Annotated in this window: 16 protein-coding genes and 2 pseudogenes; 15 read left to right on the forward strand and 3 right to left on the reverse strand. The window is 70.6% G+C overall.

Translation table 11 applies throughout. From position 1 onward, the window contains the following. The 5 genes and pseudogenes from EBH09_RS20895 to EBH09_RS20915 form a co-directional block, all read left to right on the forward strand. The coding region (locus EBH09_RS20895; protein WP_238697387.1) for a helix-turn-helix transcriptional regulator at positions 1-936 on the forward strand (936 nt) is incomplete at its 5' end. Beyond that, a pseudogene (locus tag EBH09_RS39110) lies at positions 890-1009 on the forward strand (DUF397 domain-containing protein); the annotation flags it as partial. The gene EBH09_RS20895 and the pseudogene EBH09_RS39110, both read left to right, overlap by 47 nt. Before the next feature lie 200 nt (positions 1010-1209). After that, complete coding sequence (locus tag EBH09_RS20905) at positions 1210-2082, forward strand: hypothetical protein (RefSeq protein WP_121748510.1); 873 nt, start codon at positions 1210-1212, stop codon at positions 2080-2082. 186 nt (positions 2083-2268) lie between these two features. Further along, positions 2269-2646 carry a VOC family protein gene (locus EBH09_RS20910; RefSeq protein ID WP_121748511.1) on the forward strand — a complete coding sequence of 126 codons (378 nt, stop codon included), beginning with the start codon at positions 2269-2271 and terminating at the stop codon, positions 2644-2646. A gap of 140 nt (positions 2647-2786) precedes the next feature. After that, positions 2787-4646, forward strand: a complete 1860-nt coding sequence (locus EBH09_RS20915) for a serine/threonine-protein kinase (protein ID WP_121748512.1) — start codon at positions 2787-2789, stop codon at positions 4644-4646. Between the two features lie 22 nt (positions 4647-4668). Here the strand turns inward: EBH09_RS20915 and EBH09_RS20920 are convergent, their stop codons facing one another. Further along, positions 4669-5049, reverse strand: a complete 381-nt coding sequence (locus EBH09_RS20920) for a PLD nuclease N-terminal domain-containing protein (RefSeq protein WP_121748513.1) — start codon at positions 5047-5049, stop codon at positions 4669-4671. 88 nt (positions 5050-5137) lie between these two features. Between EBH09_RS20920 and EBH09_RS20925 the strand changes: the two genes are divergently transcribed. From EBH09_RS20925 to EBH09_RS20970, 10 genes and pseudogenes are all read left to right on the forward strand, one after another. Further along, the gene (locus tag EBH09_RS20925; RefSeq protein WP_121748514.1) at positions 5138-6595 is read left to right on the forward strand and encodes a menaquinone biosynthesis decarboxylase; all 1458 of its coding nucleotides are present in this window, start codon (positions 5138-5140) and stop codon (positions 6593-6595) included. Continuing rightward, positions 6592-7497, forward strand: coding sequence for a menaquinone biosynthesis prenyltransferase MqnP (gene mqnP / locus EBH09_RS20930; protein ID WP_121748515.1), 906 nt, complete (start codon positions 6592-6594; stop codon positions 7495-7497). The genes EBH09_RS20925 and mqnP overlap by 4 nt, the downstream gene beginning before the upstream one ends. A 31-nt stretch (positions 7498-7528) precedes the next feature. Continuing rightward, the gene (locus EBH09_RS20935) at positions 7529-8209 is read left to right on the forward strand and encodes a UbiX family flavin prenyltransferase (RefSeq protein ID WP_121748516.1); all 681 of its coding nucleotides are present in this window, start codon (positions 7529-7531) and stop codon (positions 8207-8209) included. A gap of 67 nt (positions 8210-8276) precedes the next feature. Then, positions 8277-8735: an Lrp/AsnC family transcriptional regulator gene (locus tag EBH09_RS20940; protein WP_121748517.1), complete on the forward strand. Its 459-nt coding sequence runs from the start codon at positions 8277-8279 to the stop codon at positions 8733-8735. 58 nt (positions 8736-8793) lie between these two features. Beyond that, on the forward strand, positions 8794-9957 hold the full coding sequence (mqnE, locus tag EBH09_RS20945; protein ID WP_121748518.1) for an aminofutalosine synthase MqnE: 1164 nt from the start codon (positions 8794-8796) through the stop codon (positions 9955-9957). 101 nt (positions 9958-10058) lie between these two features. Continuing rightward, positions 10059-10289, forward strand: a pseudogene (locus EBH09_RS20950) (uracil-DNA glycosylase family protein); the annotation flags it as partial. 16 nt (positions 10290-10305) lie between these two features. Beyond that, positions 10306-10830 (forward strand): GNAT family N-acetyltransferase, encoded by a 525-nt coding sequence (locus EBH09_RS20955; protein ID WP_121748519.1) that lies wholly within the window; start codon positions 10306-10308, stop codon positions 10828-10830. Between the two features lie 100 nt (positions 10831-10930). Beyond that, positions 10931-11230 (forward strand): DUF4229 domain-containing protein, encoded by a 300-nt coding sequence (locus tag EBH09_RS20960; protein WP_121748520.1) that lies wholly within the window; start codon positions 10931-10933, stop codon positions 11228-11230. Positions 11231-11545: 315 nt separating this feature from the next. Continuing rightward, positions 11546-12880, forward strand: a complete 1335-nt coding sequence (locus tag EBH09_RS20965) for a dicarboxylate/amino acid:cation symporter (RefSeq protein ID WP_121748521.1) — start codon at positions 11546-11548, stop codon at positions 12878-12880. Between the two features lie 71 nt (positions 12881-12951). After that, a complete protein-coding gene (locus tag EBH09_RS20970) occupies positions 12952-13671 on the forward strand; it encodes a TetR/AcrR family transcriptional regulator (protein ID WP_121748522.1) in 720 nt (239 codons plus the stop codon). Here EBH09_RS20970 and EBH09_RS20975 read toward each other — a convergent pair. Together EBH09_RS20975 and EBH09_RS20980 are read right to left on the reverse strand one after the other, a co-directional pair. After that, positions 13659-14522: a MaoC/PaaZ C-terminal domain-containing protein gene (locus EBH09_RS20975; protein WP_121748523.1), complete on the reverse strand. Its 864-nt coding sequence runs from the start codon at positions 14520-14522 to the stop codon at positions 13659-13661. The genes EBH09_RS20970 and EBH09_RS20975 overlap by 13 nt on opposite strands. Then, positions 14522-15091, reverse strand: a 570-nt coding sequence (locus EBH09_RS20980) for an SDR family oxidoreductase (protein ID WP_121748524.1), incomplete at its 5' end; no start/stop codon positions are given. The genes EBH09_RS20975 and EBH09_RS20980, both read right to left, overlap by 1 nt.

The raw sequence follows: 15091 nt of genomic DNA on the forward strand, positions 1-15091 counted from the left end.
GGGCCGGGGGCGAGTACGGCAGCCGTCTTCGGCGAGGTGCTGCGGCACTTCAGGGAGGCCGCCGGGCTCACGCAGGAAGGACTGGCGGTGCGCATCCCGTGCGACCGCTCGCACGTGGCGCGGGTCGAGGCGGGGTCGCGGGTGCCGCAGGACACGTTCGCGAAGACGTGCGACGAGTTGCTGGGCACGGGTGGGGTGCTGGGGCGGTTGTGGGGGCGGATCGACTGGTATCCGGAGGTGGAACATCCGGACTGGTTCCGGCGACGGGCGGAGATGGACGCGGTGGCGGTCGCGTTGCGGGAGTATCAGGAGCGGGTGATCCCCGGGCTGCTGCAGACGGAGGAGTACGCGCGGGCGTTGTTCTTACGGGTGGTCGGTCCTGATGAAGCGGAGGACCGCGTGCGGGCTCGCATGAGCCGTCAGCAGCGGTTTCTGGATGAAAGCGGCCCGGCCTACCACGTCGTGCTGGACGAAAGTTGCCTGCGCACCGTCATCGGTGGCTCGGCGGTCATGCGTGGTCAGTGCGCACACTTGCTGGACGTCGGGCGGCGCCCCAACATCCGCGTCCAGATTGCTCCCGCGGGCCTTTCGATACTGATCCGGCCCAACGCCTCCATGTCGTTGATCGAGCTTCCGAACGGGCAGCGGTGGGTGTACTCGGAGTCGCTGGACCGAGGGCACTTCAACGATGATCCGGCCCTCTTCAGGCGACACAGCCAGACGTACGATGTTCTCAGGGCGGATGCTCCGTCAGCTCCCGATTCCGCCGCTCTGATCAGTGACGCGTTGGAGGGGTTCCGGCAGGATGGACAGGCACGAGTTCAGCGCGGCGACCTGGATCAAGAGCAGCTACAGCGGCGACAACGGCGGCAACTGCGTAGAAGCGGCCCTCGGATTCCCCGGCACCGTCCCCGTCCGCGACAGCAAGAACCCTGACGGCCCCGTCCTGGTCGTCGGCCGCGCCGCCTGGGCCGCCTTCACCGGAGCCCGCTTTCTCGTGCTGCGGTGACACGGGCGCCCACCCCTGAAAGAACCCCTGCGGCGCCGGTTCACTCGCCTGGGTGAACATCACCGGTCGGGCCGGCTTTCCGGGCCCCCAACTCCCTTACGCTCGGCGCATCAACCGCTGGCATATGACCGGCAACCACTTGGCCCTCGCGGCCCGCTTCCCCCTGCGCAGCTGCGACGGCCGGACAAGCAAGGATCCCCATGGTCAGCTCGTCCCACGAGGCGATGCACCGCATCTTCCGGCACGACCCGGGACTCTTCAGCCGGGTCTCAGGCTTCCTCGGCATCGACGTCCCCAGACCCATCGGGGCGAAAGCCCTGCCCACCGACCTCACCGAGACCGACCCCGTCGAACGCCGCGTGGACACGCTGCTGCGCTTCGAGACCGCGGAACAGGGCCCGTTCCTCCTGGCGGTCGAGGCCCAGGGGAAGAGGGACCCGGACAAGCCGGCGAGCTGGGCGTACTACGTCGCGTACCTGTGGACGAAGTACCGGCTGCCCGCGGCCCTCCTGGTCGTCTGCCAGGACCACACCACGGCCAAATGGGCCCAGCGGGCGGTGAGCAGCGGACCGCCTCAACTGCCCACCCTCACCCTGCGGCCAGTGGTCGCCGGTCCGCACAACATGCCGGTGATCACCGATCCGGAGGAGGCCCGCGCCGACCTGGCCCTGGCCAGCCTGGCGGCCATCACGCACGCTGCCGAACCGGTCATCAATGAGATACTGAAGACCCTGTCCACCGCGTTGCGGGACGCGCCGGAGGACGTCGCGGACCCCATCATCGAATTCACCGCACACGGGCTGGGCAATCGCCCGGCCAAGCACCTCTGGAGGAACCTGGTGGCCGTGGACCTTTCCTTCTACAAGTCCTACATCTCTGAAGAAATTCGTGACGAAGGCCGAGCCCAGCGCGGCGCCGAAGACGTCCTGATCGTCCTGGAGCAGCGCGGCCTCGCCGTCTCCGACGATGTGCGCGGACGCGTCACGGCGTGCGGTGACCCCGAGATCCTCCGCCACTGGCTCGCCCGAGCCGTCACCGCGCCCACCGCCGAGGCGGTCTTCGAAGACGAGTGACCCGGCGGGAGCCGGTGGCTCCCCCGTAGACCCGTCGCCCTCCTCGTCGCCGCGGTCGGCACCGTCCCGCTCGCCACGACCTGGCTGTGAGCCGCCGCCGTTCCGCCGGAAAGCGGACATGCGATGACCTACACCGCGCCTAGCGTGCGGTCACGTCAGCCGGCCCCACCGACCAGGAGTGAACCCATGAACCTCGTCTCGATCCGCATCATCACGGGCGACGTCGCCCGCCTCGTCGACTTCTACGAGCGCGCCACCGGAGTCCGCGCGAACTGGGCCACCGAGGACTTCGCCGAACTCCGCACCGGCTCCGGCACGCTCGCGATCGGCAGCACCCGGACGGTACCGCTCTTCGCCCCCGGCTCCGCCCACCCGGCCGACAACCGCAGCGTCATCATCGAGTTCCGCGTCGACGACGTGGACGGCGTGCACCGGAACCTGGCCGGATTCGTGGACGACGTCGTCAAGGAGCCCACGACGATGCCCTGGGGCAACCGGGCGTTCCTGTTCCGCGACCCCGACGGCAACCTGGTCAACTTCTTCACTCCGGTGGCTCGCGGCTGACGCGGGTGATGCAGGTGACGGGGTTTCATCAGACGTATGGAGAGCCGCACTTGGGGCCGCCGTGCTAAAGATGTAGCTTCCCGTGAGTGGCCGTGCCGGCCCACGCGGGAGCACGCGGCAGCAGGTGAACGGGGACAGAGTTGAGTGGGGAAGCCGGATCAGGCCTCACGGGCAGTGGTGCCGAGCCGTTGGAGGACGACGACCCACGCCGGATCGGACCGATCCCGCTGCTGGGAAGGCTCGGGGCCGGCGGCATGGGCCGGGTGTATCTCGGCGTCCACGAGGGCCGGTACGCGGCCGTCAAGCAGGTGCTGCCCTCGGTCGCCGGCGAGGACAAGGACTTCCTGCGCCGTTTCGGGCACGAGCTGGACAACCTCTCCCGGCTGCCGGACGAGGCGACCGCGCCGCTGCTCGTGGGGGACCGGGACGCCCGGCCGCCGTGGCTGGCCACCGCGTACGTGCCCGGCATCACCCTGCGCGAGGCCGTCGACCTGCACGGCCCCCTGCCCGCCGAGGCGCTGTGGCTCGTCCTCCGGGAGGCCGCCGCCGGACTGGCGGCGGTGCACGCCCTGGACATGGTCCACCGCGACCTCAAACCGTCCAACGTCATGCTGACCCTGGACGGACTCACCCTCATCGACTTCGGTGTCGCCCGGGCCGCCGAGCAGAGCCAGCTGACCAGGACCGGCATGGTGGTGGGCACGCCCGCCTACATGTCACCCGAGCAGGCCGCCGGGAAACGGGCGTCCAGCGGCGTCGTCGACGTCTTCGCGCTGGGTTCCGTGATCGCGTACGCCGCCTCCGGCCGGCCGCCCTTCGGCGACGAGTCCGGGCACGCCGTGCTGTACCGCATCGTGCACGAGGAGCCCGACCTCCAGTCGCTGCGGGACCTGGACGCCGAGCTGGCCGACGTCGTCGCGTCCTGCCTCGACAAGGACCACGAGGGTCGGCCGACGGCGGCCGAACTGGTGGAGATCGCGGAGCGGCACGGGCCGTTCACCCCGCCGCTGTGGCCCGAGGCGACAAGGGGTCCGCTGGCCGAGCGCGCGGCGTTCGCCTCGACGGTCCCGGAGCCCGGGGAACCGCCCCGGCCGCCCGAGGCGGCACCGTCCCTGCCGGCCGTGGTCCCGGACGGACGGCCCCAGAAGCGCGAGCGGCGCGGTCGTACGAAGATCCTGGCGTTCGTGGTCCCGGTCGTCGTGACGGGGACGACGCTCGGCGTCACGTTGCTGCCCTACGCGATGGACGACTCGGACCAGGGCCGGAACGCGGGCGCGCCGCCCGCGGCCACCGGTTCCGCCGCGCCGGGCCCCGCGGACTCCGCCACCGACTCACCCGGACCGAGTGCCTCCGCTTCCGGCGGTCCCGACGACGGGAAGAAGGAGAAGGCGGACAGGAGCAAGAGCGGCGAGAAGGAAGAAGAGGACGGCAACGGCGCCACGCTCGGCGAGGGCGGAGGCGCGGCTGCCGCGGGAGGAGTATCCGGCGTCGGTTCGGGCTCCGGCGGTTCCGCCGAGTCGGGTGGGTCCGCCGGTTCGGGCGGATCGTCCAGCACCGGCGGCTCGTCCGGGTCGGGTGGGCTCTCCGGGTCCGGAGCGGGGGGTTCCGACGGTGGTGGCGCGGGAGACGGTGGGTCCGGGGCGGACAGCTTCATGCTGAAGAACGGATCGAGCGGGAAGTGCATGTACATCGGCACCCCCATCGACGACGGCGCCTGCTCGGGCGACATCGCCGTCTTCCGCTTCCAGAGCACCTCGGACGGCGCCTTCCGGCTCCTCAACGTGGGCACAGCCGACTGCGTCCACGCCAGGCGCGCGAACGCCTGGCTCGTCAGGGCCGCCTGCGGCCAGGCGGGAGGAGAGTGGAAAGAGGGGGCGAACGGCTCGCTCAGGAACCTCACCACGGGTGGCTGCCTCGACCTCAACCGCAGGGCGTCCATGATCGGCCTGACGACCACGACCTGCACCGGCTCCGCCTCCCAGCGCTGGACCAGGATCTGACGGCGGAACGGATCGGGGAGGCTCAGGCCTCGTCCCGCTTGTCGCCCCTGCGGTCCTCGTCGTCCTCGGGGTTGCTCCGGCCGGTGTCCCGCGGGCCGTCCCCGCCCCGGTCCTTGTCCGCGTCGCCGGGCTGGTCGCCCAGGGACTTCAAGAACTCCGGATTGTCGTCCGGCGCGACGAACCGCCGCCGCCCGCCGCCCTGCCAGGGCGCCGCGCCCGCCGGCTGCCGCTTCTTGCCGGCGATGAGCCAGGAGATCGAGCCGACCAGCGGGAACAGCAGCACGAGGATCGCCCACAGCGGCTTGGGGATGTGGCGGATGTCGGCATCCTTGGTGCTGATGCAGTCGATGAACGCGTAGACGCTCAGTGCCAGTGGCACGAGGAACATCAGCACCCGGAGCATGGGCCTCTCCAGCGGAAGCGGTGGGCTGGGGACGCGTCACGGCCCCCAGGTACAGGGCCAGGGTAGCCGCTCGGGGATACTGGACCGCATGGCTTACGACGATCTTCGCTCGCTGCTCAGGGCTCTGGAGCGCGAGGGCGACCTCAAGCGCATCAAGGCCGAGGTGGACCCGTACCTGGAGATCGGGGAGATCGTCGACCGGGTGAACAAGGCCGGCGGCCCCGCCCTGCTCTTCGAGAACGTGAAGGGCTCCGACATGCCCCTCGCGATGAACGTCTTCGGCACCGACCGGCGCCTGCTCAAGGCCCTCGGCCTGAAGTCGTACTCCGAGATCTCGGACAAGATCGGCGGGCTGCTCAAGCCCGAGCTGCCGCAGGGCTTCGTCGGCATGCGCGAGGCCTTCGGGAAGCTCGGCGCGATGACGCACGTACCGCCGAAGAAGGTGAAGCCGGGCAGCGCGCCCGTGCAGGAGGTCGTCCTCACCGGCGACGACGTGGACCTCGAACGCCTCCCGGCGCTCTTCACGTGGCCGGACGACGGCGGCTCCTTCTTCAATCTGGGCCTCACCCACACCAAGGACCCGGAGACGGGCATCCGCAACCTGGGTCTCTACCGCCTCCAGCGCCACGACAAGCGCACCATCGGCATGCACTGGCAGATCCACAAGGACAGCCGCAACCACTACCAGGTGGCCGCCCGGCGCGGCGAACGCCTGCCGGTCGCCATCGCCTTCGGCTGCCCGCCCGCCGTGACGTACGCCTCCACCGCGCCGCTCCCCGGCGACATCGACGAGTACCTCTTCGCCGGGTTCCTCCAGGGCAGGCGGATCGAGATGGTCGACTGCAAGACCGTCCCGCTCCAGGTCCCGGCACACGCGGAGGTCGTCGTCGAGGGCTGGCTGGAGCCCGGCGAGATGCTGCCCGAGGGCCCCTTCGGCGACCACACCGGCTTCTACACGCCGCAGGAGCCGTTCCCCGCCCTGAAGATCGACTGCGTGACGATGCGGAAGCGTCCGCTGCTCCAGTCGATCGTGGTCGGCCGCCCGCCGACGGAGGACGGCCCGCTGGGCCGGGCCACGGAGCGGTTCTTCCTCCCGCTCCTCAAGATCATCGTCCCGGACATCGTGGACTACCACCTCCCCGAGGCCGGCGGCTTCCACAACTGCGCGATCGTCTCGATCGACAAGAAGTACCCCAAGCACGCCCAGAAGGTCATGCACGCCATCTGGGGCGCCCACATGATGTCCCTCACCAAGCTGATCGTGGTCGTCGACTCCGACTGCGACGTCCACGACCTGCACGAAGTCGCCTGGCGCGCGCTCGGCAACACCGACTACGGCCGTGACCTCACCGTCGTCGAAGGCCCGGTCGACCACCTCGACCACGCCTCCTACCAGCAGTTCTGGGGAGGCAAGGCGGGCATCGACGCCACGAAGAAGCTGCCCGAGGAGGGGTACACGCGGGACGGGGGCTGGCCGGACATGGTGCTGTCCGACCCGGAGACGGCGGCGAAGGTCGACCGCCGCTGGAAGGAGTACGGACTGTGACGTCGGCTTCCGCCGCGCTGCCGCAGCAGCCGGGGCGCACCAAGGCGTTCCTGCGCCTGGTGATGATCGAGCACTCGGTCTTCGCGCTGCCCTTCGCCTACATCGCCGCCCTGACCGCGATGTACGAGTGGGACGAGAACATCCACTGGGGCCGGCTGCTCCTGGTCACCGTCGCGATGGTCGGACTGCGGACCTTCGCGATGGCGGTCAACCGGATCATCGACCGCGAGATCGACGCCCGCAACCCGCGCACCGCCCACCGCGAACTGGTCACCGGCGCCATGTCGGTCAAACACGCCTGGACCGGCGCGCTGATCGCCCTCGTCGTCTTCCTGGGCGCCGCCGCCCTGCTGAACCCGCTCTGCCTGGCCCTCGCCCCCATCGCGGTGATTCCGATGGTGGTCTACCCGTACGGCAAGCGGTTCACGAACTTCCCGCAGGCCATCCTCGGTCTCGCCCAGGCGATGGGTCCCATCGGCGGCTGGCTGGCGATCACCGGCGAGTGGTCCTGGGAAGCCGTGATCCTCGGCCTCGCGGTCGGCATCTGGATCGGCGGCTTCGACCTGATCTACGCCTGCCAGGACGTCGAGACCGACCGGCAGGTCGGCGTGAAGTCGGTCCCGGCCCGCTTCGGCGTCCCGGCGGCCGTCTGGGGCGCCCGCGCCTGCCACACCGTCACCACGGCCCTTTTCGTCTGGTACGCCGTCGCCACCGACGCCGGTGTCCTCTTCTGGCTGGGCCTGCTCGTCGTCGCGGGCGCGTTCGTCTACGAGCACACCATCGTGCGCCCGACCGACCTGTCCCGCCTGAACAGGGCGTTCTTCTCGGTCAACGGCTTCATCGGCATCGCCCTGTTCGTGTGCGCGCTGCTGGACCTGCTGGTGCGGGGCCTCACTGTCTGAAAACCCTGAGCCTGCGACTAGGCTCGGCATCATGAAGCCAGGACAGACGCAGCGCGCGCCTTGGATCGTGGGGGTGTCGGGAGCATCCGGTACGCCGTACGCGGCGGCGGTGCTGCGGGCGTTGCTCGCCGCGGGCGAGAGCGTCGACCTGGTGGTCAGCCGGGCCTCGCGGCTCACCCTGCTCGACGAGACCGGCATCTCCTTCCGGGACGCCCACTGGCGGACCGACCTGCACACATGGCTGTCCCGGGGCGCCGACGGCAAGCCCGGCACCTTCGAAGTCGACCTGGCCGGCGACCGGGTACGGCACTGGAGCGCGGGCGACCTCGCGGCCGGGCCGTCCTCGGGGTCGTATCCGGCCAAGGGCATGCTGATCGTGCCCGCGTCGACGGCCTCGGTCGCGGGCGTCGCGCTCGGGCTGTCCAAGGACCTGTTGCAGCGGTCGGCGAGCGTGACCCTGAAGGAGGGGCGCAAGCTGGTCGTGGCCGTGCGGGAGACCCCGCTGGACGGCCGGACGCTGCGGCACCTGGTGACACTGGACGACGCGGGCGCGACCGTGGTGCCCGCCTCGCCGGCCTTCTACGCGGGGGCGACGCACATCCAGGACCTGGTGGACTTCGTCGCCGGACGCGTCCTCGACGCGGCGGGTGTCGGGCACGACCTCTACCGCCGCTGGCGCGGCGACCTCGGCGGGGCCCGCCCCACCACCTGAGCACCACCTCCCCCCACACGTTTGTTACCCACATCTTCAGAACTCTTCAGTGGAAGGCTTCGATCGCATGGACGCGGTGGACAGGCAGCTCATCCAGGCTCTCAGGGAGAACGGCCGGGCCTCCTACGCCGAGCTGGGGCGCCTCGTCGGACTGTCGGGACCCAGCGTCACCGACCGCATCAACCGGCTGGAGGCGGCCGGCGTCATCACCGGCTACCGGGCCACCGTGGACGCCGCCTCGCTCGGCCTCGGCGTCACCGCCCTGATCGGCGTCTCGCTCTCCGACGCCGCCGACCACGAGGACGTGGCGCAGCGCCTGCGGGACCTGCGGGAGATCGAGGACTGCTGGTTCATCGCCGGCGACGACTCCTACATGCTCAAGGTGCGCGCGGCCGACGTGGACGGCCTGGAGAGCATCATCCGCCGGCTGTCGGGCACGAAGGGCGTCTCCAGGACCCGTACCACCATCGTGCTCTCCACCAAGTGGGAGAACCGGGTGGGCGAGCTGCCGGAAGAGGTGCAGTAGAAGGGGTCCGGTAGTCGGGGCGTACGGTTTACGAGTCAGTCTCAGAAAGAGGTATCGCATGGACGCCGGGCTCAAGCGGGAGCTGGAGCAGAAGGTCCGCTCCGGGGAGCGGCTGACCCGCGAGGACGGCATCGCGCTGTACGAGTCGGACGACCTGGCCTGGCTCGGCGGCCTCGCGCACGAGGTGCGGACACGGAAGAACGGCGACGTCGTCCACTTCAACGTCAACCGCCACCTCAACATGACCAACGTGTGCACCGCCTCCTGCGCGTACTGCTCCTTCCAGCGCAAGCCGGGGGAGAAGGACGCGTACACGATGCGCATCGAGGAGGCGGTGAAGCTCGCCAAGTCGATGGAGGGCGAGAACCTCACCGAGCTGCACATCGTCAACGGCCTGCACCCGAACCTGCCGTGGCGCTACTACCCGCGCTCGCTGCGGGAGCTGAAGGCCGCGCTGCCCGACGTCTCGCTCAAGGCCTTCACGGCCACCGAGATCCACCACTTCGAGACCATCTCCGGGATGTCCGCATCCGACATCCTCGACGAGCTGATCGACGCCGGTCTGGAGTCCCTGACCGGCGGCGGCGCCGAGATCTTCGACTGGGAGGTGCGGCAGCACATCGTCGACCACCGCACCCACTGGGAGGACTGGTCGCGCATCCACCGCCTGGCGCACGAGAAGGGTCTCAAGACCCCGTGCACCATGCTCTACGGCCACATCGAGGAGCCGCGCCACCGCGTGGACCACGTGCTGCGCCTGCGCGAGCTCCAGGACGAGACGGGCGGCTTCCAGGTCTTCATCCCGCTGCGCTACCAGCACGACTTCGTGGACATGCAGGACGGCAAGGTCCGCAACCGGCTCCAGGCCCGCACCCAGATGGCGACCGGCGCGGAGGCCCTGAAGACCTTCGCCGTCTCCCGGCTGCTGTTCGACAACGTTCCACACGTCAAGGTCTTCTGGGTCATGCACGGCGTGCAGACGGCCCAGCTGGCCCTCCAGCACGGTGCGGACGACATGGACGGCTCGGTCGTCGAGTACAAGATCACGCACGACGCGGACGACTTCGGCACGCCGAACAAGCTGACCCGCGAGGACCTGCTCGACCTGATCCGCGACGCCGGGTTCCGGCCGGTCGAGCGCAACACGCGGTACGAGATCATCCGTGAGTTCGAGGGGCCCGACGCGGAGCGTCGGGAGTCGCCGCAGCCGATGCGGGTGTGACGATTCCGGCTGTTTCCCGGGTGCGGGTGATCTGTGGCTGGTCGCGCAGTTCCCCGCGCCCCTTGAGGCACGCGCGCCGGACGCCCCGAAAGGGGCGCGGGGAACCCGACCTGATCGTGGTGCTCGGCGCCACGGCCGGCAAGGCGCTGCTCGGCTCGTCCTTCCGGGTCACGCGGGTGCGCGGCACGGTGCTGGAGGAGGAGATCCACGGGCGCCCGGAGCGGCTGGTGCCGACCGTGCATCCCTCTGCGGTGCTGCGGGCCGAGGACCGGGAGGGGGCGTTCCGGGGCCTGGTATCGGATCTGAGGGTGGCCGCACAGGAACTCGCGTAATGGTTACGATGGCCCTGTGTCCCTTACTTTCACCTTCGATCCGGCCGTCACCCCCGACCTCCGCGACGGCGTACTCGACCTGTGGACCGACGTCTCCAACGCGGGTGGCTCCGTGGGCTTCGTGCCGCCGGTGACGCGGGAGGACATCCGCCCCGAACTGGTCAGACACATGGTGGGCATGGCCGAGGGCCGCACCCGCCTGCTCGTCGGCCACGACGAGACGGGGCGGGTGGCCGCCACCGCCTTCCTCGCCCTCAACACGCACCGGCTGATGACCCACTGGCTGTGGTTCTACACGGTGATGGTCCACCCCCGTCAGCAGGGCCGGGGCTACGGCCGGGACCTGATGGCCGCCGCCGCGGACGCGGCCCGCACCGTCCCGGGCATCGAGGCGATCCGGCTCACCTGCCGGGGCGGCCTCGGCCTGGAGCGGTTCTACGAGTCCTGCGGCTACAAGGAGGTCGGCCGGGTGCCCGGCGCGATCCGCGTGGCGCCGGGCGACGACCGGGACGACGTCTTCATGCTGCTCCCGCTGACCTGAGCGCGTTCCCGTCGCGGACCGACCCCCGTGAAAGATCGGCAACCCGGCATGTTTCACTGGACAGTGCCTCTTTGTGCCAGAAACGGAAGAGTGGATTGAGATGCTCCGCTACACGCTGATGCGCCTCGGGATCTTCGTGGGCTGCCTCGTCGCGGTCTGGGGGCTCGTCTACGCCGGCGTGTTCCCGCGCGGCCTCGGTGACTCCAACGGCATGTGGATCATCCTGCTCTCCCTGCTGATCTCGGCCCCCATCAGCTACGTCGCGCTGCGCAAGGAGCGGGACCGGGCCTCGGTCCAGGTCGTGAGCCGCGTGGACCGCATGAAGGCCAACCTCGAGGCCAGCCGCGGCCAGGAGGACACCGCCGACGACACCGCACGGGCGCAGGGCCAGACCTCGTAACGTCCGTCACGCACGCGCAAGCCCCGGTTTCCGAATTCGCAGGAAACCGGGGCCATCTGCGTTTTACGGGCAGTAGGCGCCTCCTGCCTCTCAAAGAGAGGCTTTGGGGGTCTCAAAGCGCAGGTGTTAAAGTCGTGTGCATGAAGCACGCAGCCGCGCCCCACACACCGCCGAGCCTCGCGCTCGTGGCGCGCCTGCACGTGGACCTCTGTCGGTGCGCGTCCGCGAACTGTCGCCCCTGACGTTCCCCCCTCATCCGTCGTTCTCCACGTCAGCCCCGCGCGTCCGTCCCCGCGTCCCGTCCCCCTACGGAGCATGTCCGTGTCTTCAGTCACGAGCGTCAAGAAGTACTTCAAGGTGCCCTTCTGGGCCCAGATACTCGCCGGTCTCGTCCTCGGTGTGCTGCTGGGCTGGCTGGCCCGCAGCCAGGACATATCCTGGCTGGTCACCACCCTGGAGAAGGTCGGTGACACCTTCATCGGCCTGCTGAAGCTGGCCGTCGCACCGCTCGTCTTCTTCGCGATCCTGGTGTCGATCACCAACCTGCGGAAGGTCAACAACGCCGCCCGCCTGGCGTCCCGCACCCTCCTCTGGTTCATGATCACGTCGCTGATCGCGGTGGCCATCGGCCTCACCATCGGCCTGCTCACCAACCCCGGCGCCGGTACCGGCCTCACCCCGGCCGACGGCGCGAAGCCCGAGAACACCGGGTCCTGGATCGACTTCCTGACCGGCATCGTGCCGACCGACGTCATCACGCCGTTCACCGAGCTGAACGTCCTGCAGATCGTCTTCATGGCCGCAGTCGCGGGCATCGCCGCCCTCCAGCTCGGCGAGAAGGCCCAGCCGATCCTGAACCTGAGCGAGTCCGTCCTCGAACTCCTCCAGAAGGCCCTGTGGTGGGTCATCCGCCTCGCCCCGCTCGGCACCGTCGGCCTCATCGGCAACGCCATCGCCACCTACGGCTGGGACCTCATCGGCAAGTACGCCACCTTCACCGCCGACATCTACGTCGGCTGCGCGATCGTGATGTTCGTGGTCTACCCGGTGCTGCTCGCCACCGTGGCCAAGGCCAGCCCGCTCCAGTTCTTCAAGGGCGCCTGGCCCGCGATCCAGCTGGCCTTCGTCTCCCGCTCCTCCGTGGGCACCATGCCGCTGACCCAGAAGGTCACCGAGCGCCTCGGCGTGCCGAAGGAGTACGCGTCCTTCGCCGTGCCGTTCGGCGCGACGACCAAGATGGACGGCTGCGCCGCGATCTACCCGGCCATCGCCGCGATCTTCGTCGCGCAGATCTTCGACATCCAGCTGGGCATCGGCGACTACCTGCTCATCGCCTTCGTCTCGGTGGTCGGCTCCGCCGCCACGGCCGGCCTCACCGGCGCCACGGTCATGCTGACCCTGACCCTGTCCACCCTGGGCCTGCCCATGGAGGGCGTCGGCCTGCTCCTCGCGATCGACCCGATCCTGGACATGATGCGCACGGCGACGAACGTGGCCGGGCAGGCGCTGGTCCCGGTGATCGTCTCGGCCCGCGAGGGACTGCTCGACCGCAAGGCCTACGACGCGGCGCACAGCTCGCCGATCGACGAGCCGGAGCGGGAGCGCGAGCAGGAGAAGCAGGCGCCGGAGCCGGTTCCGGCCGCCGTCTGACCGACGTGTTCCTGGTGCCGGCGTCGCGCTGACGTCCTGATCACCGCCGCACGGACCGTACGCTGATTCGCATGGGTGCTGGGAAGACCAAGCGAATGCCGCGTGCGGTCCGTGAGCAGCAGATGCTGGACGCCGCCGTGAGCGTCTTCGGGCAACGCGGGTACATGGCGGCGTCGATGGACGAGATCGCCGAACTGGCGGGTGTCTCCAAGCCGCTGGTGTATCTGTACCTGAACTCGAAGGACGACCTCTTCAGCGCCTGCATCCGCCGCGAGGCCCGCGCCCTCACCGAGGCGGTGCGGGCCGGTGTGCGTCCGGGACTCTCCGCCGACGGGCAACTCTGGTCGGGGCTGCGGGCGTTCTTCACGCACACCGCGCGCAACCCGGACGCCTGGCGGGTGCTGCACCTCCACGCCCGTACCCACGGCGAGCGGTTCGCGGACGAGGTGGCGGCGATGCGGGAGGAGATCGTCGCGTTCGTGACGCAGCTGATCGCCGCGGCGGCCCGGGACGCGCACCGGGACCCGCACCTGCCCGAGGACGAGGTCGCCGGGCTGGCCGAGGCGCTGGTCGGCGCCGCCGAGTCGCTCGCCGACTGGGCCGGTGCCACGGAGGGCGTCACCGCCAAGCAGGCGGCGGCGACCCTGATGAACTTCGCCTGGGCGGGCCTGGGCGACCTGATGGGGGGCCGGCCCTGGTCCCCGCCGGAGGATTCCGGGCCGGAGCCGGTGGCACATGCGGCCCCGGGCCAGGCGGCCCCGGTTCGGGCGGCCCCGGTTCAGGCCGGGTAGGGCCCGGCCTCGCCGGACAGGTGCAGCCGCCCCTCGTCGCCGCGCAGCTCGAACCGCCCGTCCTTTGCCCCGTACGTCACCGTGCCCGGCAGCAGTACCGGCGCCCGGAAGTCCGCCCGCACCACGGCCGCGTCCGGCGTGCCGTGCTCGGCGAGGCACCGGGCCACGGTCCACATGCCGTGCGCGATGGCCCGCGGGAAGCCGAACAGGCGGGCGGTGAACGGGTGCAGGTGGATCGGGTTGCGGTCCCCGGACGCGGCACCGTAGCGCCGTCCTACGTCACCGGCGAGGCGCCATTCGGCGCGGGCGGGGAGGGCCTCGGGGTTCGCGGCGGACGATTCCCCGGGAGCGTGTCCGGCTGTGCGGTGCCTGGCCAGGTAGGTGCTGCGCGACTCCCACACGAGGTCCGTGCCGGCCCGCAGCTCCGTCACGACCGTGGCCTCGGTCCCGCGCCGGTGCGGCGCCAGGCCCTCGACGTACGCGGTGAGTCCGTACTCGGCGGTCGCGGGCATGGCGGCCCGCCGGGTGATGCCGATCGACGTGTGGACGAGCCCGGGCAGCGGCAGCGGGAAGTCCCGGCCGCTCATCAGCCGCATGGCCATCGGAAAGGCCAGCACGTGCGGGTACGTCACCGGAAGCGCGTCCGCCCCGGTCGGGAACCCGCACACCCTCTCGTAGGCGGCCAGCCGCGCGAGGTCCACGCGCAGGCCGGGCAGCACCAGCCGGGTACGGGGGAAGTCCGCGTCCGGACGGGGCCGCTTGAGGGGCGTCAGCAGGGCGCCGCGCAACAGAAGCGGCGGGAGGGCGGGGACGCCGGTCAGCGTGGTCGTGGTGCGGGCCGCGGTGGTCATCACGCCCCCAGCAGGCTCTGGCCGCAGACCCGCACGACCTGGCCGTTGACCGCGCCCGAGGCCGGGTGCGCGAGCCAGGCGGTGGTCCCGGCGACGTCGACCGGCTGCCCGCCCTGGGCGAGGGAGTTCATGCGGCGGCCGGCCTCGCGGATGAGCAGGGGGACCGCCGCGGTCATCCTCGTCTCGATGAATCCCGGCGCGACGGCGTTCACCGTCACCCCGTGTTCGGCGAGCGCGCGCGGTGCGAGGGAGCGGACCAGGCCGGCGATGCCGGCCTTGCCGGCGCCGTAGTTGGTCTGGCCCGCGTTGCCCGCGAGGCCCGCGATGGAGGCCGTCGCGACGATCCGGCCGCCCCGGTTCAGGGTGCCGGCCGCGAGCAGCGCGTCCGTGGTGCGCAGGACGCTCGCGAGGTTGACGTCGAGGACGGAACTCCAGCGTTCGGCGTCCATGTTGGCCAGACGCCGGTCGCGGGTGATGCCCGCGTTGTGGACCAGGACGTCGAGCCCGCCGGGCAGGGCGGCGGCGATGCGTTCGCCCGCGTCGGCGGCGGTGATGTCGAGCGCGAGGGC

The organism is Streptomyces sp. E2N166 (genome assembly GCF_003671715.1).
Classification (GTDB): domain Bacteria; phylum Actinomycetota; class Actinomycetes; order Streptomycetales; family Streptomycetaceae; genus Streptomyces; species Streptomyces thinghirensis.

Coding starts and splice junctions, on each gene's coding strand:
- EBH09_RS20905 (WP_121748510.1), top strand. CDS start 1,210: ATGGTCAGCTCGTCCCACGAGGCGATGCACCGCATCTTCCGGCACGAC.
- EBH09_RS20910 (WP_121748511.1), top strand. CDS start 2,269: ATGAACCTCGTCTCGATCCGCATCATCACGGGCGACGTCGCCCGCCTC.
- EBH09_RS20920 (WP_121748513.1), bottom strand. CDS start 5,049: ATGCTCCGGGTGCTGATGTTCCTCGTGCCACTGGCACTGAGCGTCTAC.
- EBH09_RS20925 (WP_121748514.1), top strand. CDS start 5,138: ATGGCTTACGACGATCTTCGCTCGCTGCTCAGGGCTCTGGAGCGCGAG.
- EBH09_RS20935 (WP_121748516.1), top strand. CDS start 7,529: ATGAAGCCAGGACAGACGCAGCGCGCGCCTTGGATCGTGGGGGTGTCG.
- EBH09_RS20940 (WP_121748517.1), top strand. CDS start 8,277: ATGGACGCGGTGGACAGGCAGCTCATCCAGGCTCTCAGGGAGAACGGC.
- mqnE (WP_121748518.1), top strand. CDS start 8,794: ATGGACGCCGGGCTCAAGCGGGAGCTGGAGCAGAAGGTCCGCTCCGGG.
- EBH09_RS20960 (WP_121748520.1), top strand. CDS start 10,931: ATGCTCCGCTACACGCTGATGCGCCTCGGGATCTTCGTGGGCTGCCTC.
- EBH09_RS20965 (WP_121748521.1), top strand. CDS start 11,546: ATGTCCGTGTCTTCAGTCACGAGCGTCAAGAAGTACTTCAAGGTGCCC.
- EBH09_RS20970 (WP_121748522.1), top strand. CDS start 12,952: ATGGGTGCTGGGAAGACCAAGCGAATGCCGCGTGCGGTCCGTGAGCAG.
- EBH09_RS20975 (WP_121748523.1), bottom strand. CDS start 14,522: ATGACCACCGCGGCCCGCACCACGACCACGCTGACCGGCGTCCCCGCC.